The sequence below is a fragment of the Bacillus sp. S10(2024) genome (assembly GCF_050473865.1).
GTDB lineage: Bacteria > Bacillota > Bacilli > Bacillales > Bacillaceae_G > Bacillus_A.
The window spans coordinates 4,274,052-4,300,135 of the sequence record NZ_JBFLUR010000002.1 but is presented as its reverse complement, the minus strand read 5'-3'; the positions used below and the strand labels follow the sequence as shown (position 1 = coordinate 4,300,135).

31 protein-coding genes are annotated in these 26,084 nt (G+C 34.0%); 16 read left to right on the top strand and 15 right to left on the bottom strand.

Annotation, left to right across the window (positions count from 1 at the left end; translation table 11 throughout):
• Positions 1 to 93 precede the first annotated feature (93 nt).
• The 4 genes from AB1280_RS21875 to AB1280_RS21860 all read right to left on the bottom strand — a co-directional run bounded on the left by AB1280_RS21875 (position 94) and on the right by AB1280_RS21860 (position 3,277).
• The gene (locus AB1280_RS21875; protein WP_429756988.1) at positions 94 to 1,935 is read right to left on the bottom strand and encodes an FtsX-like permease family protein; all 1,842 of its coding nucleotides are present in this window, start codon (positions 1,933 to 1,935) and stop codon (positions 94 to 96) included.
• A 16-nt stretch (positions 1,936 to 1,951) separates the two neighbouring features.
• Positions 1,952 to 2,713 (bottom strand): ABC transporter ATP-binding protein, encoded by a 762-nt coding sequence (locus AB1280_RS21870; protein ID WP_429756987.1) that lies wholly within the window; start codon positions 2,711 to 2,713, stop codon positions 1,952 to 1,954.
• Positions 2,714 to 2,848: 135 nt separating this feature from the next.
• A complete protein-coding gene (locus AB1280_RS21865) occupies positions 2,849 to 2,998 on the bottom strand; it encodes a hypothetical protein (protein WP_035436096.1) in 150 nt (49 codons plus the stop codon).
• 15 nt (positions 2,999 to 3,013) lie between these two features.
• Positions 3,014 to 3,277, bottom strand: coding sequence for a YtzC family protein (locus AB1280_RS21860; protein WP_272188574.1), 264 nt, complete (start codon positions 3,275 to 3,277; stop codon positions 3,014 to 3,016).
• Between the two features lie 103 nt (positions 3,278 to 3,380).
• Between AB1280_RS21860 and AB1280_RS21855 the strand changes: the two genes are divergently transcribed.
• From AB1280_RS21855 to AB1280_RS21835, 5 genes are all read left to right on the top strand, one after another.
• Positions 3,381 to 4,340, top strand: coding sequence for a TIGR01212 family radical SAM protein (locus tag AB1280_RS21855; RefSeq protein ID WP_429756986.1), 960 nt, complete (start codon positions 3,381 to 3,383; stop codon positions 4,338 to 4,340).
• Positions 4,337 to 4,909, top strand: a complete 573-nt coding sequence (locus AB1280_RS21850) for a class I SAM-dependent methyltransferase (protein WP_429756985.1) — start codon at positions 4,337 to 4,339, stop codon at positions 4,907 to 4,909. Before AB1280_RS21855 ends, AB1280_RS21850 begins: the two co-directional genes overlap by 4 nt.
• A gap of 153 nt (positions 4,910 to 5,062) precedes the next feature.
• Entirely contained in the window at positions 5,063 to 5,758 is a 696-nt protein-coding gene (locus tag AB1280_RS21845; RefSeq protein ID WP_429756984.1) for an aspartate/glutamate racemase family protein, read from the top strand.
• Positions 5,755 to 6,291 (top strand): hypothetical protein, encoded by a 537-nt coding sequence (locus AB1280_RS21840; protein ID WP_429756983.1) that lies wholly within the window; start codon positions 5,755 to 5,757, stop codon positions 6,289 to 6,291. The genes AB1280_RS21845 and AB1280_RS21840 overlap by 4 nt, the downstream gene beginning before the upstream one ends.
• A gap of 35 nt (positions 6,292 to 6,326) precedes the next feature.
• Positions 6,327 to 6,491: a hypothetical protein gene (locus tag AB1280_RS21835; RefSeq protein ID WP_429756982.1), complete on the top strand. Its 165-nt coding sequence runs from the start codon at positions 6,327 to 6,329 to the stop codon at positions 6,489 to 6,491.
• 235 nt (positions 6,492 to 6,726) lie between these two features.
• Here AB1280_RS21835 and AB1280_RS21830 read toward each other — a convergent pair whose 3' ends face one another.
• The gene (locus AB1280_RS21830; protein WP_429757389.1) at positions 6,727 to 7,788 is read right to left on the bottom strand and encodes a tetraprenyl-beta-curcumene synthase family protein; all 1,062 of its coding nucleotides are present in this window, start codon (positions 7,786 to 7,788) and stop codon (positions 6,727 to 6,729) included.
• Between the two features lie 53 nt (positions 7,789 to 7,841).
• On the bottom strand, positions 7,842 to 8,642 hold the full coding sequence (locus AB1280_RS21825) for an alpha/beta hydrolase (protein WP_272188583.1): 801 nt from the start codon (positions 8,640 to 8,642) through the stop codon (positions 7,842 to 7,844).
• Between the two features lie 74 nt (positions 8,643 to 8,716).
• Here AB1280_RS21825 and AB1280_RS21820 point away from each other — a divergent pair, with 74 nt between their 5' ends.
• Entirely contained in the window at positions 8,717 to 9,232 is a 516-nt protein-coding gene (locus AB1280_RS21820; protein WP_272188584.1) for a gamma carbonic anhydrase, read from the top strand.
• Between the two features lie 142 nt (positions 9,233 to 9,374).
• Positions 9,375 to 9,917, top strand: coding sequence for a phosphatase PAP2 family protein (locus AB1280_RS21815; RefSeq protein WP_429757388.1), 543 nt, complete (start codon positions 9,375 to 9,377; stop codon positions 9,915 to 9,917).
• 226 nt (positions 9,918 to 10,143) lie between these two features.
• Here the strand turns inward: AB1280_RS21815 and AB1280_RS21810 are convergent, their stop codons facing one another.
• Together AB1280_RS21810 and AB1280_RS21805 are read right to left on the bottom strand one after the other, a co-directional pair.
• Entirely contained in the window at positions 10,144 to 10,398 is a 255-nt protein-coding gene (locus AB1280_RS21810; RefSeq protein WP_272188586.1) for a hypothetical protein, read from the bottom strand.
• Positions 10,399 to 11,117: 719 nt separating this feature from the next.
• On the bottom strand, positions 11,118 to 11,462 hold the full coding sequence (locus tag AB1280_RS21805) for a hypothetical protein (protein WP_429756981.1): 345 nt from the start codon (positions 11,460 to 11,462) through the stop codon (positions 11,118 to 11,120).
• Between the two features lie 314 nt (positions 11,463 to 11,776).
• Between AB1280_RS21805 and AB1280_RS21800 the strand changes: the two genes are divergently transcribed.
• Both AB1280_RS21800 and AB1280_RS21795 read left to right on the top strand, forming a co-directional pair.
• On the top strand, positions 11,777 to 12,013 hold the full coding sequence (locus tag AB1280_RS21800; protein ID WP_429757387.1) for a helix-turn-helix transcriptional regulator: 237 nt from the start codon (positions 11,777 to 11,779) through the stop codon (positions 12,011 to 12,013).
• Positions 12,006 to 12,332 (top strand): 6-aminohexanoate hydrolase, encoded by a 327-nt coding sequence (locus AB1280_RS21795; RefSeq protein ID WP_429756980.1) that lies wholly within the window; start codon positions 12,006 to 12,008, stop codon positions 12,330 to 12,332. The genes AB1280_RS21800 and AB1280_RS21795 overlap by 8 nt, the downstream gene beginning before the upstream one ends.
• A 1,257-nt stretch (positions 12,333 to 13,589) precedes the next feature.
• On the opposite strand, the gene AB1280_RS21790 is transcribed toward AB1280_RS21795, so the two are convergent.
• The gene (locus AB1280_RS21790; protein WP_429756979.1) at positions 13,590 to 14,111 is read right to left on the bottom strand and encodes a DUF3967 domain-containing protein; all 522 of its coding nucleotides are present in this window, start codon (positions 14,109 to 14,111) and stop codon (positions 13,590 to 13,592) included.
• A gap of 434 nt (positions 14,112 to 14,545) precedes the next feature.
• Between AB1280_RS21790 and AB1280_RS21785 the strand changes: the two genes are divergently transcribed.
• Positions 14,546 to 14,923 carry a hypothetical protein gene (locus tag AB1280_RS21785; protein ID WP_429756978.1) on the top strand — a complete coding sequence of 126 codons (378 nt, stop codon included), beginning with the start codon at positions 14,546 to 14,548 and terminating at the stop codon, positions 14,921 to 14,923.
• 255 nt (positions 14,924 to 15,178) lie between these two features.
• Positions 15,179 to 15,337 (top strand): hypothetical protein, encoded by a 159-nt coding sequence (locus AB1280_RS21780; RefSeq protein ID WP_429756977.1) that lies wholly within the window; start codon positions 15,179 to 15,181, stop codon positions 15,335 to 15,337.
• A 273-nt stretch (positions 15,338 to 15,610) separates the two neighbouring features.
• Here the strand turns inward: AB1280_RS21780 and AB1280_RS21775 are convergent, their stop codons facing one another.
• Positions 15,611 to 16,285, bottom strand: coding sequence for a hypothetical protein (locus tag AB1280_RS21775; protein WP_429756976.1), 675 nt, complete (start codon positions 16,283 to 16,285; stop codon positions 15,611 to 15,613).
• Between the two features lie 375 nt (positions 16,286 to 16,660).
• Between AB1280_RS21775 and AB1280_RS21770 the strand changes: the two genes are divergently transcribed.
• Positions 16,661 to 16,840, top strand: coding sequence for a hypothetical protein (locus AB1280_RS21770; RefSeq protein ID WP_272188597.1), 180 nt, complete (start codon positions 16,661 to 16,663; stop codon positions 16,838 to 16,840).
• 54 nt (positions 16,841 to 16,894) lie between these two features.
• Here the strand turns inward: AB1280_RS21770 and AB1280_RS21765 are convergent, their stop codons facing one another.
• Positions 16,895 to 17,056 (bottom strand): hypothetical protein, encoded by a 162-nt coding sequence (locus tag AB1280_RS21765; RefSeq protein ID WP_097795902.1) that lies wholly within the window; start codon positions 17,054 to 17,056, stop codon positions 16,895 to 16,897.
• A gap of 1,025 nt (positions 17,057 to 18,081) precedes the next feature.
• Between AB1280_RS21765 and AB1280_RS21760 the strand changes: the two genes are divergently transcribed.
• Positions 18,082 to 18,243, top strand: coding sequence for a hypothetical protein (locus tag AB1280_RS21760; RefSeq protein ID WP_429756975.1), 162 nt, complete (start codon positions 18,082 to 18,084; stop codon positions 18,241 to 18,243).
• A gap of 17 nt (positions 18,244 to 18,260) precedes the next feature.
• The gene (locus tag AB1280_RS21755) at positions 18,261 to 18,431 is read left to right on the top strand and encodes a hypothetical protein (protein WP_272188599.1); all 171 of its coding nucleotides are present in this window, start codon (positions 18,261 to 18,263) and stop codon (positions 18,429 to 18,431) included.
• 434 nt (positions 18,432 to 18,865) lie between these two features.
• On the opposite strand, the gene AB1280_RS21750 is transcribed toward AB1280_RS21755, so the two are convergent.
• The gene (locus AB1280_RS21750) at positions 18,866 to 19,762 is read right to left on the bottom strand and encodes a DMT family transporter (protein WP_429756974.1); all 897 of its coding nucleotides are present in this window, start codon (positions 19,760 to 19,762) and stop codon (positions 18,866 to 18,868) included.
• Positions 19,763 to 19,961: 199 nt separating this feature from the next.
• On the bottom strand, positions 19,962 to 23,093 hold the full coding sequence (locus tag AB1280_RS21745; protein ID WP_429756973.1) for a collagenase: 3,132 nt from the start codon (positions 23,091 to 23,093) through the stop codon (positions 19,962 to 19,964).
• A gap of 413 nt (positions 23,094 to 23,506) precedes the next feature.
• On the opposite strand from AB1280_RS21745, the gene AB1280_RS21740 reads away from it, so the two are divergent.
• Together AB1280_RS21740 and AB1280_RS21735 are read left to right on the top strand one after the other, a co-directional pair.
• Entirely contained in the window at positions 23,507 to 23,923 is a 417-nt protein-coding gene (locus tag AB1280_RS21740) for a hypothetical protein (RefSeq protein ID WP_272188602.1), read from the top strand.
• A 384-nt stretch (positions 23,924 to 24,307) separates the two neighbouring features.
• A complete protein-coding gene (locus AB1280_RS21735) occupies positions 24,308 to 24,841 on the top strand; it encodes an N-acetyltransferase family protein (RefSeq protein WP_429756972.1) in 534 nt (177 codons plus the stop codon).
• A 64-nt stretch (positions 24,842 to 24,905) separates the two neighbouring features.
• Here the strand turns inward: AB1280_RS21735 and AB1280_RS21730 are convergent, their stop codons facing one another.
• Both AB1280_RS21730 and AB1280_RS21725 read right to left on the bottom strand, forming a co-directional pair.
• Entirely contained in the window at positions 24,906 to 25,532 is a 627-nt protein-coding gene (locus AB1280_RS21730) for an NUDIX hydrolase (protein ID WP_429756971.1), read from the bottom strand.
• A gap of 29 nt (positions 25,533 to 25,561) precedes the next feature.
• On the bottom strand, positions 25,562 to 26,026 hold the full coding sequence (locus AB1280_RS21725; RefSeq protein WP_429756970.1) for a hypothetical protein: 465 nt from the start codon (positions 26,024 to 26,026) through the stop codon (positions 25,562 to 25,564).
• Between the last annotated feature and the right edge of the window lie 58 nt (positions 26,027 to 26,084).

The following is a 26,084-nucleotide window of genomic DNA, read 5'->3' as shown; positions in this document are numbered from 1 at the left end:
CTCCTCGTGTAATCGCTTTATAACAGGTTTAATACGTTACATTCTTGTAGATGTAAAAAATACCGAGCGCTGGTGCTCGGTATTTCCCAAATCCTATTCCTCTTTTGGAAGAACAATTCCTTTATACAATTGAACTGTAATAAAATAATAGATTGTATAAATGACTACGAAAATGACAATTGGAAGCCAAATACGGAAATATGGATTAATTAAGATGAAGCTAAAAATATTCATTCCGATTAATACGTGCACAATCCCGATTATCGCAGGGAATAAGAATACTAAGAACAATTCTTTATAAATTGACTTCGTTAACAACTCACGACGTACACCAATTTTACGAAGCATGTTGTAACGTGTAATATCTTTTGATGCTCCGGATAGGATTTTAAACATTAAACAGCTTGCCATCATTGCTAAGAACGCAATTCCTAGGAAGAAGCCCATAAATACGGTTCCGCTCGCAATGCCATAAAATCCAGTATACATCGCGTATTTCGTTGCTAAATCATCTGCTTTTACATCTTTATGTTTCTTTAGTTGCAACTCATCAAGTTTTTTCCACTCATTTTTGTGTGCAATAAAATCATCTGTTTTTCCAATAAAGACAACGCCTTCTCTTCCTTTTACCTCATTGTACATCTTCTGATCGACAATTTTAATCGCTTGATTGCGGTATAAATAAAATGGCTGAATACTTCTTAGCGCCTCGCCCCATTCTTCTGGGATTGCTACTGCTTTTTCTTGACTATCTTTTGAAACGGCACCTACAGGAAGATCTCCTGAAACACGTTTGAATTTACCAAAGCTTTCTTTTCCTATACCATCATGTACTAATGGGGGATGTTTCTCTAAATCTTCTTTTAAATAATAAACAAACTTCTCATCGACTTTATAACGATATTCATTTTTCTCATTGAATGTAATACCGTCTAAAATTTTCTTCTCTTCTGCTGTTGGGTTATGAATGACTGAATCATATATTTCAACACCATCAACCATCATCATAGTGTTATTTTTAAATGCCATACCGCCAGAAATAGCCCCCGCACCAAGTGCAACTAACATCGCTACCGTTGCTAACACTCTCGTTAAGCTGTTAATACGAAAGTTTAGCTGTGCAAATGTAAAGGCATTAAGTCCTTTTTCGCTTCGTTTTTTATTACTTTTCAGCTTTTTGATTACAAGTGGAAGGACAGAAGCAAACAACATATACGTTCCAGCTGTTGTTGTAATCAATGCAATGATGATACCCACTTGTTGTAATTTTTCCATATAAATCATAGAAGCATAACCAATTGCTAATAAGATTAGTGCAAGGAATGCAACAACAACAGTCATTTTTCCTTTTACAGTAACGCGCTCTGCTTGCGCATCTGCATGTACAAGTTGCAATACTGAAATACGTGATAATTTAATACTATTCATAATTGCTGATAACACAAATAATGCAACGAAGAAGATACAAGTAACCGTCATCGATGGGACATAAAATGCATGATAACCGTCCGCATGAAACTCCAGCTGCTTCATAAGTAACTGACCGATTCCTTGTGCTAGCCCCGCACCAACTACAATCCCGATTATAAGAGATGCGAATCCAATTACAATTGTTTCTATAAACATAAGCAATGTAACCTTACGCTTTTTTGCTCCTAACATCATATACATACCGAACTCTTTTTGACGAAGAGATAATAAGAACGAATTCGCATATAAAATATAGAAAAACGTTATAATTGCTAATAAGAACGAACCAGCATGAAAGACAAATCCAATTGCACTAATCACGGAATTAGATTCAAGAAACGCTTTATTCAGCGCAAGCGTTTGAAACATATAAAAAATAGAAATTGACATAACAAGACCAGTTAGTAAAACGATATAGTCTTTCAGCTTACTTTTCAGTCCTGACATGGAAAGCTTAAATAACATGATTGAACCTCCTTTCTTACGCTTTTTGTGTGCCTAAGCCTGCCAGCACATCTAAAATTTCTTTATAAAATTCTTCACGTGTACCCTTGCGGTGAATTTCTTTATATAACTCACCATCTTGGATAAATAAAATACGTCGGCAATAACTTGCACTATACGGATCATGTGTAACCATCATAATAGAAACACCTTGTTCTTCATTTAAGCTTGTCATCGCATCTAGCAAACTTGTTGCATTTTTAGAATCCAGTGCTCCGGTTGGCTCGTCACCTAAAATAATGGCAGGTTCATGTACAAGTGCACGTGCCGCCGCTGAACGTTGTTTTTGTCCACCAGATACTTCAGATGGATATTTTTGAAGAATCTCTGAAATCCCTAGCATTTCTGCTACCTTCTCCACTTTCGGTCCAATCTTTCTTGAAGAAACGCCTTGCAGTGAAAGAGGCAATGCAATGTTTTCATAAATTGATAGATTTTCTAGTAAATTAAAATCTTGGAATATGAATCCTAATTTTTGTGAACGGAAATCAGATAATTCTCCTTGCTTCATTTTCGTAATATCTGTACCTGCAATTTCAACAATGCCGCCCGTCGCCTTATCTAATGTTGAAATAACATTTAATAATGTTGTTTTCCCAGAGCCAGATGGTCCCATAATCCCAACAAATTCACCTTCTTGAATAGAGAATGATACGCCTTTTAATGCATGTGATTGGCTCTCACCTTTTTTACCGTATACTTTTTGAATATTTTTCACGTCTACAACTGGTGTTTTCATATAAATCCTCCTGTACTTTGTTTTCCTGTTCCTATTTTGTACCTTTCAGTCATTAGCTACCATTGATTAAACTTACATTTTGCTTACACTTTTGTAATGTTGAAAAAATAAAACCAGGTCATCTTTCGACCTGGCTTACTCAGATTGCTTTGATTTTTGCGGTTGTCCTTTTTTACGATTGTTTTGCTTTGCTTGTACGACTGGATCTAATTCATTGGAAAACTCAGCATTATGTCCATTTTGTGTTTTTTGTTCTGGGTTATTTTGATCTGAACGTGTTGCCATTTCGATCACTCCTTATTAATGCGGTGTAATAATCATCTGATGTTGTAATTGTCGTATTGCCATACGTGCGCGATTTAATTGTTCGCGTTGTTCATCATTTGCATAGTGCTGCATCGTTTGCATCTCATTGTAAGATTGTTCTAATTGAAGCTGAGCATCAGAATATTCCATCGTATTGTAATGTTCTTGTCTCATTCCAATTTCTAATTGTTCTTTTGCATACTCCATTGCTTTTTGTGCATTTTGAATACATGCTTCCAGTGATTCACGCTCTGCCATGATTGTTCCTCCTTACCTATATTCTCCTTTAGCTTGTCCGTTCTATATGAACCTTATGAGTATGTTATAATGATTTTTGCTCATATCATTGAGGAGGAATAACATGAAAGTCCAAAATCCTTTCCCATATTCAAATGACAATAAACGTTACCATACGTGGAACTACCATCTACGCGGGCATTTCGGTGAGAAAATCTTTAAAGTTTCCTTAGATGCTGGATTTGACTGCCCAAACCGCGATGGCACAGTTGCTTACGGCGGCTGTACATTTTGTAGTGCGGCTGGTTCTGGCGACTTTGCCGGCGACCGCCGTGATGATGTTGTTACGCAATATCATGAAATGAAAGAAAAAATGCATACGAAATGGAAAGATGGTAAGTGTATTGCCTATTTCCAGGCTTATACGAATACACACGCTCCTGTTGAGGTGCTAAAAGAAAAATTTGAACCTCTTTTACAAGAAGAAGGTGTTGTTGGTCTTTCTATCGCTACAAGGCCAGACTGCTTACCTGATGATGTTGTCGAATATTTAGCTGATTTAAATAAACGTACGTACCTTTGGGTCGAGCTTGGCTTGCAAACCGTACATGAACGTACAGCGCTTCTGATTAACCGTGCTCACGATTATCCTTTATATGTAGAAGGTGTCAATAAACTTCGTAAGCATAATATTAACGTTTGCTCACATATCATTAACGGTCTCCCGCTTGAAGACTATGACATGATGATGGAAACAGCACGCGAAGTCGCAAGGCTTGATATTCAAGGGATTAAAATTCATTTGCTGCACTTATTAAAAGGAACGCCTATGGTAAAGCAATATGAAAAAGGACAACTACAATTTCTGTCTCTTGAAGATTACGTAAATCTCGTTGTTGATCAGCTTGAAATCATTCCATCAGATGTCATCGTGCACCGCATCACAGGTGACGGTCCACCCGACTTAATGATCGGTCCGATGTGGAGCTTGAACAAGTGGGAAGTATTAAATGCAATTGATGCTGAATTTGTACGCCGCGGCAGCTGGCAAGGCAAATATGCAAATGAGGTGAAGCCAGTATGAAGCTAGAACGCATCTTACCTTTTGCTCGTACGCTGCTAGAGCGAGCGGTGAAAGAAGGAGATTACGCCGTTGACGCAACGCTAGGCAACGGTCATGATACGTGCTTTTTAGCAGAGCTTGTCGGCGAAAGCGGAAAAGTATTTGGCTTCGATATTCAAGAAGAAGCTATCACAAACTCAAGCGCACGGCTACAAGAAAAAGGATTAAACGAGCGTGCTGTTCTTATTCACGATAGCCACGATACATTAACAGCTGTATTACCAGAAGACACAAAAGGAAAAGTAACAGGAGCGATCTTTAACTTAGGCTACCTTCCCGGCGGTGATAAAAGCATTGTCACGAAACCAAACTCAACTCTTTCTGCCTTGCAGCAGCTATTAGAAGTTATGGCACCAGAAGGAATCATCGTCCTTGTCATTTATCACGGACATCCTGAAGGACAGACAGAACGCGATGCCGTTGTCAAATTTGCAGAACAGCTAGAACAAAAAGAAGCACACGTACTAAAGTACGAATTTATGAACCAACAAAATAACCCGCCATTTATTGTGGCGATTGAGAAAAGATAGAACAAGCGCTGCGCCAATATATCGGCGCTTCGACATGAATACACCAACAAAAATACGTGCATACTGCGCGTATTTTTTTATTTTCTAAGAAGGATTCTCTAACTCAAAACAAGAATTTCTATATCCGAATGAAAACAAAGGGGATGAACAACAATGATTGGAATACTAGCAGGAATGGGCCCAAAGTCTACCGGGCCATTCGTTGATAACGTAGTAAAACAATGTCAAAACATTTACGGGGCGAAAGATGACATGGACTTTCCTCATATGATGATCTACTCATGTCCAACACCGTTCTATATCGATAAAGCTATTAACCATGAAGATATGAAACGTGCAATTATAAACGGCGCACAAAAACTTGAGAGTACGGGTGTCGACTTTATCGCTATGCCATGTAATACGGCACATGTTTATTTTGATCAACTGCAGACATCCATCTCAATTCCAGTATTAAATATGGTGGATGAAACACTAAAAGAAATTCCTCCTCACACGGAAAACGTAGCTCTTTTAGCAACGGATTCAACCGTTCAATCCGGTATATATCAAGAGGGATTTTTAAAACGTGATATTGATTATATTCAAAAAGACAGCTGGCAAACTGCTATAAATCAAATTATATATAAAATAAAAATCGGACAAACAAACGAAGCCAGTAACTTGTGGAATACACTATGCCTAGAGTTAGCTGAAACTGTCGATGCTGCTGTCATCGCATGTACAGATTTAAATGTCGTATTAGAGACATCACAAAATCACTTTCACATTATAGACTCCTCAACATGTCTTGCCAAAGCAGTTGTAAACAAATATTTATCTCTTCAAAAGGAGACATACAAAAAATGAAACATATCCCATTCGAAATGGGCTATACATTTGATGAAACCCTTCGTGAAAAGCCTTTATCTCTTGAACAGATGAAACAAGGTATTGCATTTTTGAAAACAAATTTAACTACCCCGGATATATCCTATGCAAAACAATGTGGTCTAATTGGAGTCTACGAACGAATCGTAGGAAATTTATCCGAAAGTAAATTCTATTTACAGCAAGCTATCGAACAATATGAAACTTCCCAGCGTATACGAGGACTTTTTATTAATAAACTTCGCCTTGCCCACGTTTACCACTGGGAAAGAAACTTTGAAGAAGCACATAAAATTTTCACTGAACTTTTATACCTATTACAGCAAAATGAGTTAACTGTGTATGAGGACTTTTTTTATCAGCATTACGGGAAATGTAAAATTGATGAAGGAGATATTTCTACAGCTTTAGCTTATTTTCAAAGAGCATTACAAATACGTTTAAAAAAAGGAGATCAAGAACTGATTCTCTCCACAGAACAGTGTATTCAATATTGTCTTTCTATTGGATAGATTAATGTCTCATCATAGAAAAAGGGGGCGAATACATGACGATCTTCGGTATCATATTTTGGTCCATTTGCATTTTTCTTATTAGTGTAGGATTTTTCTTACAGCGAAAATATAAATCCGAAGCTCCAAATAAATCAGATAACCAAACCATTCATGAGGAACTAGGAAGAGATAATCAGCATCGGAATGATCTGCATTAACTTGAACTACCCGCCACTTAACGTCCTTACGGACTGTGTGAAGTGGGGGATTCCTACGAATACCAAAGTATCCTTTGATTATCTTAGTAGGCTACCCCCGTAGTTCCTACGGTTAGAAGTCTTACGGTAGCATTTAAAATACGCCCTTCACATTCCTTGAGGTGGGAGTGTTCTCCCCTATTTTAGATAAAAAACGAGCTGCATCCTACTTCCTGTAGAATCCAGCTCGTTTTCATCACTGCGCCATCTTCTTCCGATACATCTTTCCATTCCAATAGAAAAAGCGTGAAGTAAGGCCCCCGTATTTCACAATGCGCCGTGCCATGTACTGCATTTCTTTTTGCTGCGACACTTTCTCGTCAGATAAATAAATTCCAAGTAGACCGCGGCTTATGAGACGATGGAATTTCATATGCGGCAGTTGTTCTAAACTTCTTTCTGCCTCTATTACAAAATGTTGCAATCTCTCAAGAGTTGCTTCTTTATTCTCATAGTAACTACAAAAATTTAAATCTCCGCCAATACGGTCTTCTTCTTGGTCAATGAAGTAATCAAGTAAAATATGTAATCCTTGTACATAAGGAAAATACCCTTGTTTAATTTTCATAATATCATCGTCTGTTAATTCATCATGAAATGCATACGCTACAAGACAGAAGATACCGAGCGTTGAACCTGCACAAGCAGAAAATTCGAACCAGCTCATTGGCGGGACTTTTTCACGATGTGCTGCAAACCAAGTTTTTAAACGTTCTTCTCTTTCTTCTAACTTTACATGTTTATGAATTTGCAAGTCACAGTAATAACAAGCAAGTTCATGAAGAATGGGTGCAATCTTGTTATAATGCTTCGTCTTTGTAAGCACTTCTTGACAAGTTGCTACAAGTTCATCTAAATAACCACCATCATCTTGATCATCACGGTAGCGATAATAGTTGCTTCCTTCACTTCCTGGTGTTAGTGCTGCAAGCATTGACTCATGGAGCGCTGCAAAATCATTCGGATCAAGTGATGTACTACGGTCGCATAAATTATCCAAATAATCACTAATTGTTTGATATGCCACAATGAATCGAATGCATTCCTCGCGCTGTTCATCGGCAAGCAGCGCTAAAATTCCACCGCCTTCACAGTGAAATGTTTTATGCTCGATACTTGCTAAAGCTTGATTATGGAGTTCATCATTCGGAATATGGTAGGCGCGTTCTTTCCACATTGCCAGCTCATGGTGTACGACCGGAAACACATCTCGGTATACTTTCGCCATGAGCGTTATGGGGTTACTCGGTACTTTCACTTCTTTCTTCATCTCCTCTAAATGAATATGGTCTAATACATTCTGTATACTGTTCAATTATTTATTTCTGTTTTCTTAATTACATGTGTTTCTACAAATGATTTGGCATATGCAAAAATTTCATCTTTTTCATACTCATTAAACAGCTCATGATAACAATCCGGCCATTCCTTGTATGCTTTGTCACTAATTTTCAGGTTATCAAACCAGTTGCATACACGTGTTTTATCTACAAGTTTATCCTCACATGCCTGCATTAGCAAGAGTGGTACGTCCGGAAATTCATTACGTTTTTCATGTGCAACTTCTATCGCTTTAATTAACTCACTATACCAACGAACCGATACTTTGCGCAAGAACAATGAATCATTTTCCATCGCATCACGAATTTCATGATTGCGCGTTGCCATTTCCACTGTAATATTGGAATGAAATTGCATTTTCGGTGCCACAACATTTAGTACTTTCGCAATCGTACGAATCGGTAGTTTCGGCGTTGATAACACTCCTAAACATGGCGAAGTTAAGATTACGCCTTGCACATCCATTTTCGTTTCTTGCAGTACGCGAATGACTACTAACCCTCCCATACTATGTCCATATAGAAAAAGGGGCAAGTAATATTTTTTCGCTTCTTTAATCCATGTCTTTACTTCTTCTATGTATTCATCAAATGATGTAATATGTCCTCTATTTCTTGAAGTTGTTCCGTGTGCTGGTAAATCTCCCATCACAACATGAAAACCAAGATAGCGCCACATGTCTGCAAGTGTTTCGTATCGGCCATGATGCTCCATTGCACCATGTACCATAACTATAACACCTTTCGCCTCTTCTGCTTCATAATTCCACATAAAATTCCTCCATTTCACTCTATTTCATAATTTGCTACACTAATATTAGTTTCTAGGAGAGGAAGGTTAGTTATATGATTTATCCATACAAAGACAAAAATCCGAAAATTGCTGATAGCGCATTTATCGCTGACTATGTCACAATTACAGGTAATGTTACAATCGGTGAAGAATCAAGCATTTGGTTTAACACTGTCATCCGCGGGGATGTTTCTCCAACGATAATCGGAGACCGGACTAATATCCAAGATCAATGTACACTTCATCAAAGTCCAAAGTATCCGCTTATTTTAGAAGATGATGTCACAATTGGACATCAAGTCATTTTACATAGTTGTACAGTGAAAAAAGATGCTTTAATCGGTATGGGTTCCATTATTTTAGACGGAGCTGAAATTGGTGAAGGTGCATTTATTGGTGCCGGTAGTTTAGTACCGCAAGGAAAAAAAATCCCGCCAAATACACTTGCATTCGGTCGCCCGGCCAAAGTAATTCGTGAACTAACAGAAGAAGACCGGGAAGATATGGCTCGTATTCGTCGTCAATACGTCGAAAAAGGACAATATTATAAAAGTTTACAAATGAAATAATTTTTTTAGCTGCCACCTTATATGGCAGCCTTTTCTTTGTAAAACTCTACATTTTCTTTACAGAATCTTAGTATTCCCTCAATGAAAACTTATTAAAATAACAGTGATACTTCAAATATATGTAGTGAGGAGGAAAATTTTGATGAAAACTAGATCCATCGGCTCCTTATACAAAATAGAGTGCTACATCTTCAAAGGAATTAATCGCTATTTTGAACGTAAAACATTAAACATCTTTTTTCGCACTATTACTCATATGGGCGGCGCAACTTTTACAATCTCTCTTATTGTATTCTTACTTGTTCTCACAAACGGATCTTTACGAGACATAGCAATTGCAAGCGCTATTTCCCTTGCGATTAGTCATATTCCTGTGCAAATTTTAAAAAAGTTTTATCCGCGAAAACGCCCTTATTTAACAATTCATAATGCAAAGTATCCAACGAATCCATTAGTGGATCATTCTTTTCCATCTGGACACACGACTGCTATCTTTTCTGTTATCATCCCTTTCCTATTATATGAACCAAGCATGACATTCTTGCTACTTCCAGTTGCAATTAGCGTGGGCATTTCGCGTATTTATCTCGGCCTGCACTATCCATCTGATGTACTCGTTGGCATGTGTCTCGGGTCAATAGCTGGCATTGTGTCTTATTATCAATTCATTCCGCTTTTTATATAAAGTGAAACTTCCATCAGTGGAGATTTTTTTCATCTCCCACTGATGGAAAGCTCTCACCAATCGGGCTTTTACGGGCAGTTATCCCCCATCTATCTTTCTCATTTCTCTCTCAATCTTGAGGTGGGGGTCTTACTGCCCGTTAAACGAAAGCCCTTGGAACGCTTCCCAAGGGCTTTTAAAATAAAATATTTTTGATATTATTCGATTCCGAATTTCGGTAGATATCTTAAGCTGAATGTATCGCATTCAAAATTGAAGTTTTATTTGTAGTAAATAACAAATAATTATGTTTTTCAGTCTTAATCAAGATTCGATCTGTTGTCCCATATGGCGTTCCGATTCGAATCGCACTCGCCTCTTCTCCACCATAAGTGTCATCTTCAGTGACCTCAATAATTTCCTTTAGCGGAATACAAACTTTTGCTAGTTGCCATTCAATCATTAATTCTTCGTTTGTTTTTGTAACTTTGATTCCTAACATGCAATCAAGACCTTTCTTTCCATTTATTTTATAGAAAAAAATGATAATTCATTAAAAATTTTACATTATTAACAAAAAATAAAAAAATGCAATTATGCATATTTCCATATGGTAATTATTGTATTATAATTTTATGTACGAAGATACCTAGGTGGATATACATGAAATTCAAAGTAAAGCAAAATCCTTTCATATGCTTATACTTTTAGTAACCATTTTTATTGCACTATTTTTTATAGTAGACGTCTTAAAATTCCTAGCTACGCTCTACCACATGAAACCTTCAAACTTTGGTTCCGGTAGATTAATCTTGTTAAACTTAGAAACGTTCGAAAGATGCAACATCTCCAGCAAGATCCCGTAAGGTAATTGGAGATAAAAAACTTTGAATCTCTTGAGCAAATAGCTGTAATTCGTCAGACACAGAAACAGACATAAAAAACGCCATCCTTTCCTATGATTCTACAGAAAGAATGGCATTTTTTCATTTCAAAAAAATTTAATTTTGTTAGCTTGATAGCGATGTGGTACTACCCTACATTCAAAACAATATAAATAAAGAGGTACAGAAACCCATGGATAAAAATTTTATTTTAAATAAAATCAATTTATGAATATATGTAATTTAAATTATTAAAAGTAGTTAATATAAAAAACTCTAATTTTAAAAAGATCAGAGTCTTTTTAATGATATGGTGATTCCTTATATAATAAAAAAATTATGATAATTGCGCACTAACATTAATAATAATTACAACACCTAAAACTAGAATAATCCAAGTCCAATACTTATTTGGAATGAAAAATAATGAAGATTTATCTTTTATTTGAACTCTTTCTCCAGTTTTTTCATCGACGAATATTCGTACATCATCAGATATAAACTTTTTAGTGAAAAAATAATTAATAATCGCTATAGATATAGTCGAAAATATTCCTTGCAAAATAAATCCAGCTTTTTCTTCCGTGTTCACTTGCAAAAAACTAAAAAGGATTGCATTTATCATAAACCCTAAAATAAATGCTAATGCTACTAACATTCCTTTACCTCTCCAAATAATCATTACAATGACTCCTTTCAATTTTTAAATAATTAGACACACATATTACATCATATTACATTATGTTAATTTATGGAATAAAAATTTATTTTAATGCTCTTTCAATCCCTTCTTTTGTATCCTCAGTCGAAAATTCGATTTATCCCTTCATATTGGTGGGACCCCATACAATTTTTTCTCTTTTGTAAGGTTAAAATTCAAAAGGTTATATAGAATTTCTTTTGATTTATATAAAAAAAAATAGCTTTTGTATAATTAAACTTTACTTTTTTATAAAATATGTTTAATATAGATCTTAAGAAAGGAAGTTGTTAGCTATTAAGGTAAAATATGGATACTCTATAACGAATAAAGTGTATGAATATAGGGTGTTAAAAAGAATGTCCCAAAAGTATTTAGCTGATGCTGTTAGAGTTTCTAAACAAACGATATTTGTTATGGAAAAGAATAATTATTCTCCTTCACTAGTGTTAGCATATCGAATAACTAATTATTTTGAAGTTGATATAAACGAAATATTCTCTTATGTAGGAAAGGAAGATAATAATGCTTGATCTATTAAACAACTGGATGTTAGAAAGCACAGATAATTTCAATATCGTTGTAGGTTTTATAGTCCTTCTGTGGTTGGGTTCAATAATTGTACTTTTTATTATAGGAAAAAAGTTTGGTCGACCAGATGAAAGAACAAATGCTATTTATCTTAAGATTATTTCTTGTATGTTTACTACTCAACTTATAATGAATGGCGCATTTATTTCTTTAGTTGGTAAAGATATGTATTTCCGTCAATTTTTCATATTATTTGAAGCCATTGTCTTTTTCGTTGGAGCTATTTATTCTGTTAGATTATATAGAAAAGAATTCAAGTAATTTTCTTGCAAAAAACAATAAAAAAACAGTAGTAATCTTATACACTACTGTTTTTTTATTGCTCCCTTTTTGAAGGTAAACTTTTGAATATTAGTTTACTTTCATTTCCTTGATTTTATTGGATTTATAGCAATGTACCCATTTTCCTCAAAAACGACTTCAAAAGTATACATTTAAAACACTGAAAATAAAGGGATTACTGAACATTTTCCAATATACTTATTCAAATAATTTACGTATGATTTTTACCCAACCTAAATAAGAAAATCCTATAAAAATTGACCACAAAAATGCTAAACGGATACTTCTTGGAATTTATATCCATAATCTGAATATTTTCCAAGATAAATCATCTTTTTCGCTTTTTCTCATAATCATCACCGTTATAAATTTTACCATAATTAGTATAATTTGTTATAATATTTGTTCAATTTACACAATCTCACTTATCAGCAGTCAATTTATCTAGGGGTAGTAACAACCAACATTACGCGGAAAACGTATGTTTACCGTGTAATGTTGGCTGTTCCCCATCTAGAAACCTAGAAAAAAGTCCCTTCAGATTTGAAGGGACTTTTCGTTCACATAATCAATTATTTTTTAAGCTATTCACCTTCATTTTAATCAAGTTAGAAAATGAATTTATAAATAGCAAAATGTGATAAAAAACATTGGAAGCAAAAATACTTAACGCAAATAGAAAAAAAAAACCTTGATAGCTAAAGTCTTCAAATTCAGATGAAAATAGAATATATAAGAATATGAATGAAGGAATTAATCCTGCTATTGAGTACATACAAAGATTAAACACATACGTTCTTGCAGGTTGCATCTTTTCCCTTAACCTATCAATAATATATGAACAAGTAATGCCTACTACTAGAAAAACTGGAAGTGTGTAAATAAGTGTAAACATAAATGTTTCAAAAAAACCAAAGTAATAAACATCAGGTTTTCGTTCACTTACGGGTGTTATGCTAACTATACAAATAATAATACTAAAAAAAACAGAAGATAAAATAGCTGTAATAAATCTTATAAAGATTTTCAAAAATTCCGCTCCTTACTTCAAAACGAGATTATATTTATTATAGTTTAATTTACAATGAGTTTGAATCAGATATAGGATTTTCCTTTGCATATCCTATATAGAGGTAGTTTACATAACCAATCATTATCGACAATAAACAAAAAAGCTCACTTCTTATATTTTTTCAAATAAGAAGCGAACTTTTCTTTCAATAAATAAATCATAATTTATTTACCAAACAGACGAACCCAAAGTGATTTCTTCTGTTCTGAAGCTGCTATTAGGCGTTTGCTATCTTGTATTTCTCTTAATACCTGCATTAATTGAACATCTCTTTGTTCTTCTCTTATTGTTCTTTGAGCATCAGTTTCCTGTAAAAGTTTACTTTGTTGATCCAATCTTTGAATTAACTCTAAATTAAGTTGTTCTAATCGTTCTATACGTTCTGTTAATACTTTTATGTGTTCTGTATCTGCTACACTATCTATAGCAACAGTTGCTACCTCATTTTCTGTAACACTTGTCATTGCTAGATTTATAGCCTGTTCTAGTGTTACATTCTTCTTGTTCATAGCCGTTACTAGCCGTTCTATAGTTGCTACGTCTTTATGATAAAAAATTCTAGAATTATTGTTACCGCGCTCGAAAGGATACCCGGCTTCCTCCAGGGCAAGGCAATATTTACGCAAAGTACTTGAGCCAATCCCTAAGTTCTTGGCTACCTCAGATCCCCAATAAGTTTGAGCCATATTTTGTCCTCCCTCTGTTCTAAGCTGTTCTTCAATTGCTATGTAGTGTTTTCCTTCTTTAAAAAGGTAACACCTTCTTTTTAAAATTTAAAGATGAGTTTTCACTTGTCTTCTAAAATAAACCGGCGTAAAATACAGTAATCTAACTACTTTTTTATACAAAATTTTATACATTTTTTGTACTAATACAGGACATTTGTAAGCCTGAAAACCCCCAGTATCTCTACCATGTATAAGATCATGCATAGTACGATAGAAAAAGAAAACGGACAAACCCAATGATAATAAAGGTTTGTCCATTGTCCTTGCTACCGATAATGAGACGTTATGTCAACCTCACATGAATACAGTATACATATTATATTTTATCTATCTTGCATAAAGAAAATTGTTATATACTAGAAATAACATTATCGATTATACAGGAGATACAAATGAAAAAATTTTTAATTAGTTATGCTACAAGTCTGCTTACTTTTATTATCGGGTGGATATTGATTCTATTTATTTTTGATCCTAGTCATTTTAAATGGAACGATTTATTTGGATTCATTATAATTGTCATCATTTATGGTAGTATACCAGCTCTCATAGCTTGCCTAATTGGGGAAGTGTTATACAGAAAAATAAAACGATGTAGGGAATTTCAATTTGGAATTCCTGTATTTATAGGACTAGCAGTTATCTATACATTTATGCCCTCTCTTTTTACTAGATCACTTCCTTTTTATAGTTTTGTTGATTTTGTTAGTTTTATTACACCTGTTATTATGGGTTCTTTAGCTTTTTATTTAGTACGTAGAAAAATTTAATTAACTTCCAATAACAAGAATTATGTGAACACGAAAGTCCTCCAATTAAACAATTTGGAGGACTTTTAATAGTCTTCTAAATACATTGAATCCCGATAATGTTGCGTTATGTTAACCAATTATGAATACGGTATACAAATCAATATTCTTTACTCTTAACTTGATAATGCTATCCCAGTTATAAATTAAAGTGAAATTATTTTTGATTATAATGGTATTATTAGAAATAAATGGATAAAACGGGAGGTTATTTTATTGCATCGAATTATTAATCTAATTTTTGGAGTTATTCTTGTAATTTATACTTTATATTCATTTTTTGTAAAAGATGAAAGTGATTTAAAAATAATTATTTTTTTAACAGTTTTACTTATTTTATCTGTGAATATAGAAAAAGGGAAAAAAATCCTTTGAGTTAGATCCCTGTATCAAAAATAACTTGAACTTCCAATAACGCATGTTATGTTAGCTAAATTAGCTTAATATTAAATCATTGGGGGAAAAAGTATGAAAAATAAAATACCTCTAATAACATTCATTTTAGCTGCTTTATTTATAGCTGGAGGTTTTGCATTCTTCTACTGGATCAAAACATTCCCATTCAACTAAAGAAACCTAACTACGAATAACAAAAATTATGGTAACTATAAGAAGCCTCTGATTATTTAAATTAGAGGCTTCACTTTTTTATATACCCGAAAATGGGGTGTGTTTCCATACTAAAAGGGTAGGCAAAGTCTCTTTAATGTTTGCTATTAGTTTTTGTATGAATTTAACCTCAGGTAATTGTTTGTTGTATTCTTCTAAGTTAATTAAATATTCATAATCATTTTGAAACATTTTATCTTGTAAAACTCCATTCAAATCTATGGCTAGGAAAAGGGTTAATATAGATAAGTATTGTGTTCCACCTTTCAAAGCACTTTTTCGTAAGGAGATAAGAATTTGTTCTTTAGTTTGAAGACATATGTAACGTTTTTGAAATGATAAACCTAGTATTCTTTTTTCAATTACTTTTATTTGTTTTTTTCGCTGTATACAATCTAAAACAGAATTATATAGTTTGTGACTTAATTGTTGTTTTCCGCAAATTGTTAGTATCCACATTCTTATATTGTGATTGTTGCCTAAATGTTGTGTTAAATCTAAGGTATGTTGTAAATAAGGTATATCAGATGACTTGCTAGTCCTATATATAATAAATTCATGATCTATATAAATATATTTTTGAAGGTAAAGTTCTAGCAAGATGTTTATTGTAATGAATATTTCTATATTGGATTGGACAGGTGGTTGTATAGTTTGAGTATCATCATCTACAGATAGTAAGAAAAAAAGCTCAGGGATTGTTAGATGTTCCATTTCTTCTTATCACCTTTCTTTAGATAGAATTTGTATTTAAATATATATTCATCTTTTTATTTCATACGTCCTCTTGGAGTATTACTAGAACTTAGCTACCGAGAAGTGGGGTTATGTAAAAAGCTAGTAAGGATCTAGTTTTTTTTTTTTTGTTTATGGATGTTCTAACCTCTTTATTTACAGTGCTCTTAATATATAATTTCTTTAATAATTTTGTTAAAAATAGCTAAAGTCGGATAGGGTTAATGAAATCAATATTTTAAGTGTAAACAAATAATAAAAAGCTTACATTTAATTTTTGAAGGTTTAATCCGCTTATTTTACATTATTCTCTAATTTATTTGTGCTACATTTATTAGAAAAGGGGACGAATTAATACTGAAATTTATTTGGTCTTTAGTTTTTTCTCTTATATTTTTTTGGGTGGTACGTGGCCCACTAATACCATACATATCTTCAAATCAAAATATTATTGCTATTTTAGTTATTTTCACAGTAGCTATTATTAATTCTTGGATTATTGATTTAATAAATCGCTTATATAAGAAAAAATAAACAAGAACCTGTAGTTTTCCTACAAGTTCTTGTTTATTTAAAGGACAGAAACATCTATTCCCTTTCTAGCCAAGCAATAGGAATTTCTTTTTCACCAGTTACTTCAAACTGAATTTCTCCATTTACTTCAAAGACCCTTTCAATAATTGGTATTGTAATCATTTTATTTTCCTTTATTTTTCGCTTTCGTACTAGTTCTAAGTCGATAATATTCATGATGAAATCCCCTTTTGTATATGTAAAACAGAGAAAAAAGCACCCAAATGAGTACTTTTTCAACTTGAATCACCATTTTACTTTTTGAGTTGTTGCTCTTTATTTATTTTACCATATTAATCTATAATATTTATTGATAAAGTTATTTTATTCCAATTTACTATAATTCATAAGTGTACGTATCAGGGACATAGTTTTTGAGATGAATTTTGGGAAAGCATTCCGACAAAAAACTGGAGAAGATCGCCTGATATTCAATTGTCCCAAAAACAATCGTTTTTGGGAATTGTTGAGTACCTTAGAGTAGTAAAATTGTCGTTTATTTATGTAGAATTTGTTTAGCGAATACTTTTATTAAAATGTGGACGACACCTCTACTTTTAAAATTCGTTTCTGCTATACTTAATCAAAAATGGAAAAAAGTAGAGGAGGGGATATAATGAAGCAACTTATCATTTTTGTCATATGTTCTGTATGCTTAATTTTAACCTACATACCTTTTAAAAGTAAAAAAAGTTAAACATTTACTTACATAGTATCCTGTATCAAAAATCGAACCATCCCAAACAAAAACTTGTTCAATGGTTTATCCAAACTGAACAATATATAGCAGAAAATGATAAGACGTGGGTAGCTATTCATTTTGAGATGTTTAAGTAATTAATACAATGAAAAAATCTGCTCTCTCTTCTTCAACTAATGTGACAGGTTTCTTCAATAAGGAGATTAGATTTTACAGTAATAAAATGAAAATAGAATTAGTTGAGTTAGACAACTAAGATAGGCTAAGGAGATTCTAAACATGTTAAAAATACTAACTACAATAGTAATTATTTCAGCTTTTGCTTTATATAACAAGAGGGTAAAGAAAGGTGAGGTAAAACCACTTAATCCAAAGACTCAACTCATATTAGTAGGTGTAGGGGTATTACTAGCATTTGTTATACTAATTACTCTTAGAAACATGTAGGGGTGAATAAAACTTATATTATTATAGAAACCATAATAAGAAAAGGTGAAGGCATATGAATACAGTCATGTGGTGCTTAGGTCTAACAGGGGTATGCATTATGGCATACTACAAAGGAAGAAAAGACATGACAATGAAAGACTTCGGTATCGCCTGTACTGGTTGTCTTTTAGTAGTCATATTACTGTGTTATCTAGGGTTTACAAACCAAATATAGTAAAAGGAGACAAGAAAGTGTTATTAATTATCATTTCAACTATCATATTTGTATTTTATATTAAAAAGCAGAAAGCAGAAAAAGGAGACGATTTCAGTTGGAAACCGATTCTTCTCCAAATGGGACTAGGGGTATTAATATTTGGATTTATCTATTTCGGATTCATTGCAATCAATGACATGCAATAAGGTAATAAGACTGATATGTTACAGTTAATCATAATCTTAGTAGTAGGTGGATTCTTTCTAATCGTAGATAGACCTCTATTAAATATATTAAGTCTATTCGTTATAATTATAATAAAGTCGATATATGACAGTAAACGTAAATAAGTGAAAGGGAGACTACAACGGACAAGCAAACGTTAAGAGAAACATTCCAAAACTATGGTCGTGCTTTAGTGGATAATATGTTGCCTTTAACATTTATTATTGGTGAAGACATGGAGTTTGGTAGAGAAGACTTATAATTTGCAGATTCTTTCTTTGAAATATCAAATCCAAGACCACTCAAGAAACAAATAATATTTACTTAAGTTGTATGATTTTGTTAAGCATAATCAATCTTCTATTTGCTTATATATAAATCCAAATTAAAAATCTGACATAAACCCCTTTTCTTTTTATTTTGATATATTTTCTTTTACAAGTAACTGTTTCTCTGACTTTACAAACCATAAACCAATAAAAATAACGAGTCCGCCAATCAATTGTTGTAAAGATAATTGCTCTCTTGCCCATACTGCTGCAAATAAAACCGCTACAAACGGTGTAATGTACATATACACCATCGTATGGGATGCACCAATGTTTTGAATCCCAATGTACCACATCACAAGCCCAAATACAGTAACAAGAAAAATGGAATATAGTAACGAAAACCATGTACTGCCGTGCTCGATCGCAAAAGGTAACTGAACAATTTGCCACCCGCTCAATAATACAAGCTGCACCGCACCAATTGCTGAAGCCCAGGCCGTTACGCGCAAAGCAGAATACCTTTTCATAAGCGGCGTTGCTAAAACAGGATACAATCCCCAGCAAATTGAAGTAATGAGCCCAATTGCATTCCCATAAAAGGATTGTACAAGAGAATGCCCTGCAAGTAATACAAGTGCCGCTCCGATACACGCAATAACTGATCCAACAAGTTTACGTGATGAAAACTTCTCTTCTTTCAAACATACAGCAAACATCGTTGTAAAAATGGGAGAAATCGAGATTAGTAACGATGCATTTATTGCAGACGTATATTGAATCGTCTCCATAAATAACGTTTGATACAGCGTAATCCCAACCACGCTAACAAAAATAAGTCTTATCATATCTTTCCATGCAATATAAAGCGATTTTTCTATGTAAAAAGTCAGCAACAATAACAGTGGCGCCGCAGTAACCATGCGAATCGCTGTAAATTGAATTGCGGTTAATTCTACGAGTCCGTATTTTCCGATTGTATAATTGACGCCCCATATGATAACAACACATAAAAGTAGTAATTCAATTCCCCATCTTTTCATATATTTCCCCCGCCATACCCGATACTTTACTCCATTAAGTTTCGAGACATGTGCTATAATTCCTTCTTTCCTCATTTACAAATAGCAAAAAAGAAGAAAGCAAATATAATCTGCTTTCTTCTCACTTTGTTGAAAAAATTGTTTTTCAACAGTATGTAGAGATACTTCTTTCTATAAAGAAGTATCTCTATTTCTATCTTTATTTTACTTGAACAGAATATGTCCCATTTTCGCTAGGTGTATACACATATAAATAATACTTCCCTGGTTTTGCAGTAAACTTTCCTTTAAGTATATTTTCATTAGATTGTCCGCCTGCAACGTATTTTTTCATATCTGATTCATGAAAAAGCACCCATGTCATGTTGATTTTACATTCGTTTATGACAGAAATGTTCATTTCTTTTGGCGATGACACATTAAACGTATAAGTATCTTTATAATCCTCATCCTTAAATGAACCTTTGAGAAGCGTATTAAACGGAATTACATTTGCTTGTTCTGGCTTATTATTTGGTTCTGTTTCAGTTGCTCCTATTCGATCCACATTAACCGTCATTTGTTCTTTACTTTCTTTTCCTTTATCATCTTTCATTGTTACGGTTGCTGTATACGTTCCTTCTTTTTCATATGCATGAGTAGGACTTGCTTCTGTGCTTGTTTTCCCATCTCCAAAGTCCCAAAGGTAAGAAACGATTTTTCGCCCTTCAGCTTTTGAGCTATCGCTCTTAAACTCAATTGCTTTATTTTCTTCCCCGTAATATGTTTCTCTTGCTCGATCTACATGAACTGTCATTTGTTCTTTACTTTCTTTTCCTTTATCATCTTTCATTGTTACGGTTGCCGTATACGTTCCTTCTTTTTCATACGCATGAGTAGGATTTGCTTCTGTGCTTGTTTCCCCATCTCCAAAGTCCCAAAGGTAAGAAACGATTTTTCGATCTTCAACTTTTGAACTATCACTCTTAAACTGAATTGCGTTATTTGCTTCCCCATGATATGAATCTTTTCTCTTTACAAGCATTCCTTGATTTGCACCTTCATCTGTTGCAATGCCGTGGAAAACAATATCATATTGGAACTGATTTTCATTATTCACACGATAATTTACAAAGTACGCTGTTACTGTGTTATAACCGCTCCATCCTTTTTGCGGTAGCTTCTCTAATGCTTCGTTCACTTGTTTACTCATCGTTTTCCAGTCTTCAGATTCACCTTTTGTTGCATTGCCTGTATACGTCCCTTCAACTGTAAATGTATTAAAGAATTGAGACTTATGCTTTGTAATTTTTGCATCCTTCACATTCGCAACATCTGCAATTTCCTGCTTCACTTCAGCTAGTGCTTTCTGTGCATGACTTACTACATAATCATCTGATGCTTGCGGCACCTTAAATTTTTCTTGATTATCAATTAATTGCTGCATATATGTTTGATATTCTTTATTCAATTGTTCATCTTTACTTAACGCCTCACGGTATGCATCATAACCTTGCACATCATTTGCACGAATTAAATCTTGTATTTTATCGAATGTATCAAATTTGTGATTATATAGATAAGACTGTAATACAAAGGAATAGTTATAAAAATCCCACGTTCCGTATTTTGCATGTAATGTTTTCTCTGCTGTATTGCGTTCTGCCGGTTCGTTTGCTAAACCCCTTATAATACTCTTACGCGGCACTACATTATTCGTACGCGTCGATCCTGCAAAGAATTCTGCATTTCCTTCTTCATACCATGTTAAACGTTCATCTTTATAAAAGTCTCCTTGCCCCCACAATCCAGGCACTTCATATCTTCCTTGCAAATAGTGTGTAAATTCATGACGGAACAATTCTTCTAAACTATAAATACTTTGCTGCGGTGTACGTTCATATGTAAAGAACGTTCCGATATTTTCGATATAAATACCACCATTATTTGTTTCATAGCCGTACAATTGCTGGTTCATTTTATATTCATCTGGTGTGTTATAAATCACGATTGTTAATACATCATCGGCATTCCCTTGTTCTAATGCTTTATCATTTCCGATTACACGGTGATATTGTGCTTTTACTTCTTTCGCAGCCCAGTACATTCTTTGGATTTTTTCCTCAGACACTTTATCTCCCGCTTTAAAGACAATTGCCCCGTCATCAAACGTATACGTTTTTGGCAAATATTTATTTTTAACCTCTTCTTTAACTTGATTCAGATTTACTGTTTTTCCGTTCGCATCTACTCCGCCGTAATTTGTAGCAATCTGCTGTGCCGCACTAAAATATTGCTCTCCTAAGTATGGATACATTTGCATCGCTTGCGTAACAACGTCTAGCCCTTTCTTCGGATTACTATGAAAATTCCCTAAACGCCCTGCATAGTATATCCCATTATTAATGAGCCAACCATTTTCATCCGTCACATTACCTATAAGTGCCATTTTATTTACTTCATTTATATAACTATCAATCTTCCCATACCACATTGTCTCATTTGGTTCTTTACCCGAAAGGCGCCAATAAGTCTGTATATCCTTATCAACAGCTCCCATCAAAGTGTATACAGCTTCTCCTTTCTTACGGTCACTTTCATATGTAGAAAGGTTATTATTATACTGTTTTAAAATTTTTGCTGTATACTGCACCGTTTCAACGTCACTAGAAGCATTCCTCATTAAATCCCCGTATGCATTTACAACCAAATTTTGCTCAGCTGTACCAAGTTTAAAGTTTGGATTCTTTGCAATTGCTTTCAATGCAGGTAAACATTTATCCATGAAGCTTCTCTCTTTTAAATAACTTAAACTTGATTCCTCATTATTCGCTCCGACATAAAAGGCAGAGCGAAGAACTTCAGTAAATGTATCAATTCCTTTTGTATCATTTTTTGTAAACGTACTTCCTCGTTTCTCTAATCCGTTCATGATTACTTGCAGACGCTCTTTATTTCCATAGAAAGCTTTTGTTTTTTCGTTAAGCTGAAATAAATCTTTAATTTGTCCGCTGCGAATATTCGCTAGTGTATCAATTAACTCCTCATCGCTCATTTTATTCAGCTCATCTAAAGTATAGCTTTGCTGCGACTGCTCCGCTTTCACAATTTTCTTAGTGGAAGCCGGCTTCTGTGAAAAATCTCCTACTTTTAAACGTTCTTCATATGATAATGTTTCATCAGCCTTTGAGGAATGAGCAACTGCATCTTTTGGCGTTTCTACCCCTGCTGGTTTCATTTGCATTACATTGTAAGGTACTTTTTCTTCCGCTGATACTTCAGCTTGCAATGTCCCTAACGACAATGCCATTGTACTAACCCCAAGCATAATTTTATTCATTTTCTTTTTCATAATTGCCCTCCATATCTAAACATCATTAAAATAAAATAACATTTTATTTAGGTGAAATAATTTAAATATGCAAGATTTCATATTATTTTTTGATAGTTTTTAAACGATTTATGAATTATTTATATAAAACACCACAAAAACCCCTTTCCTTTTAGGGGGACGAGAGCGTCTAGCCATGCGTAGAAGCGGTCAGGGACCTTTTCTGCCACGTGCGCAGTGAAAACTAGAGATAGCAAGTGAGTACAGTTTCCTTTTTCTCTGCATAGCAGCAACCTATATGTCGAAAAATTAAAGTGGATTTATACATATATCAGAAGCTAAAGCATTTTTAGGCTATAAATAAGCTTCATATAAGGGGCACACAACATACTAATATTGTAAATGTGAATAAAAAAAGATGAGGTGATGTTTTCATGAATAATCAACCAATGTATTTTCCATATGCAAATTATCATCAACCGCAGTATTATCCCACGCAAACTCCAGGCTATCAACCATTCGAGGACATAAGAGAAATCGATGATGACGTATATCGTCCCGATGATGCTGAAGATGCTCCAACATCGGCACCGCCAGCACAACCACCAGCAGCACCATCAGCATTTTCTTCTCCTATACAAATGGGGCAAATACGATCAGCGATGTGTAATTGTTTAGGGAGATGGGGATTTATCGGTTTAAAAGGACAAGGGCCTTTTGGAAGAGATTTTTGGTTTTACCCTACTGAAGTAAGAACAAATGGAGTATCTGGATATACATGGAGAGCTGGACGACGACGCAAAGTAAGCTATCGATATTCACAAATCAGAAATTTCATGTGTATTTCTTAAGGAAAATAACAAACTAACAACATTCAATAGTTAAGATATGCAATATTGCATAAATTTCAAATTATTTACAGTGCTATAATAGATAAAGAGTGAAATTACCTCATATATAGCAAGATACCCTAGTATTCAAAAAGGCGAAGAATCATTACGATTCTTCGCTTTTTTGTTAATTTGAACAATATTTAAAATTAAAGCTATAAAATTTCAAGCATTAATATTATGATGAACGTAACTATATATACAAGTTAAAAAACCGACATAAAAACTCTTTTCTTTTTTGGAGGAGACCAGGGCATCTGGCCGCGCATAGTAGCGGAGAATGTTGTATTCTGCATAGCAGCTACTTATATCTCAAAAAATTAACATTGAAAGAAGTTGAGAAATATGAAAAAAATGTGTTTGAAAAATGGAAAAGAAGTGATAATCAGAGAAGCTACACAAGAAGACGCCCAGTCTATGATCAAATTTTATAATATAGTCGGTGGAGAAACTGATTTTCTTTCGTTTGGAAAAAATGAGTTCAGTATGTCTCTACATGATTATGAAAACTTCATAGAATCTACTAAAGCAGATCATCATTCAATTATATTGCTAGCAATAATGGATGATGAAATCATTAGTATTGCCTCAATTAACTCTAGTCTAAAATCGCGAACGAAACATGTAGGAACGCTCGGAATCGTGATTGCAGAAAAGTACTGCGGATTTGGTTTAGGCAGAGAATTAATGGAGGAACTTATTGAATGGGCAAGAGGAAATGGCACAACAAAGAAAATACATCTTGTCACTCGCGAAGACAATCATAAGGCAATAGAACTTTATAAGAAGGTTGGCTTTAAAGAAGAAGGATTATTAGAACAAGATACATATATAAATGGTGTATATTATAATACTCTTATTATGGGATTGATGCTTTAAATTTTATAATGATATATGCAGTACCACTTATGTAACTGAAACAGCATAAGTGGTACTTTCTTTTTTACGCTTCCGTATTCTCCTTCATTAGCGTAATAATGCTCTCATAATACGAAAGTTCATGCGGCACAAAATGACTTTTATCTACCGTTTTATAAATAGAAACTTTTTCTCCCGCTCCATTCATTTCAAATCCCTCTACTGTAACTTCATTTCTTTCTCCTAACCAAAGTTCAGAAAAATGATTGAAGTCAATTTTAACAATACCTGACACTTCTTCTAGTTGCACTGTATAATCGTCCATTGTGCCTTTCATTTTATATAAAAAGACGTGAGCTAACTCTTTATCAATAAAGTCTTCCATTGTAATGCAATAGTTGATAATGCCTAGTGGTATGAGTTCATCAAACGAGACATCAATCCCCACTTCTTCTTGCACTTCGCGTATTCCATCGTACACGGTTTCATGAGCTAATATATGTCCCGCCGCTGTAATGTCTAACAAATCCGGATAATCCTTTTTTGAATGACTACGAATTTGAAGATGAATATAATCCACTCCATTTTCCCTACTTATAAACCAGCAATGAAATGTTTCATGCCAATGCCCTATTTTGTGCACTTCTTCACGCGTTGCGACTCCGACTGGATTTCTATGTTCATCAAATACTTTTAGTAATTCGCTTTCCATTATGTATGCTCCTTATTTTCAGTATGATTCTATACTAAGTATGGTAAATAGTATAAAAATGAACCTACAATGCTAAGAATTCCAAATAAGAATGTTCCAATCGCAAACGGATGGACTGACAATCCTGTTGCTCGAAATTCTGTATGCTCATCTGTACCTCCTACAAAACGGCTTGCTGCTCTCGCTTGATTATGAAATGCATTTCGAAAATAGAGTGTATTCCACGTCACGATTAACAATAAAAAGCTTCCCACAAATAATGTTGTAATCAATTCCCAATGAAAGAAAATTGATAAAAGCCACAAACTTGCTCCTTCAAAGCACATTGTTATCATCACAAATATAAAGTACAGCGCCTTTTGAGAGAGACGATTTCCAAATGTTTTTCGAGCATACCGTTCCACTGTTTCGGAAATTTTCCCAATAGAAAACAAAATAAGAATGAGCCCAGCAAAGTACAGTAGCTTTAATAATTTTACTAATAACAAACTCATTTTACCTCCTCCATTTCCTTTAAAAACTTTATACACTAATATTAAAAGTGCCCCTTAC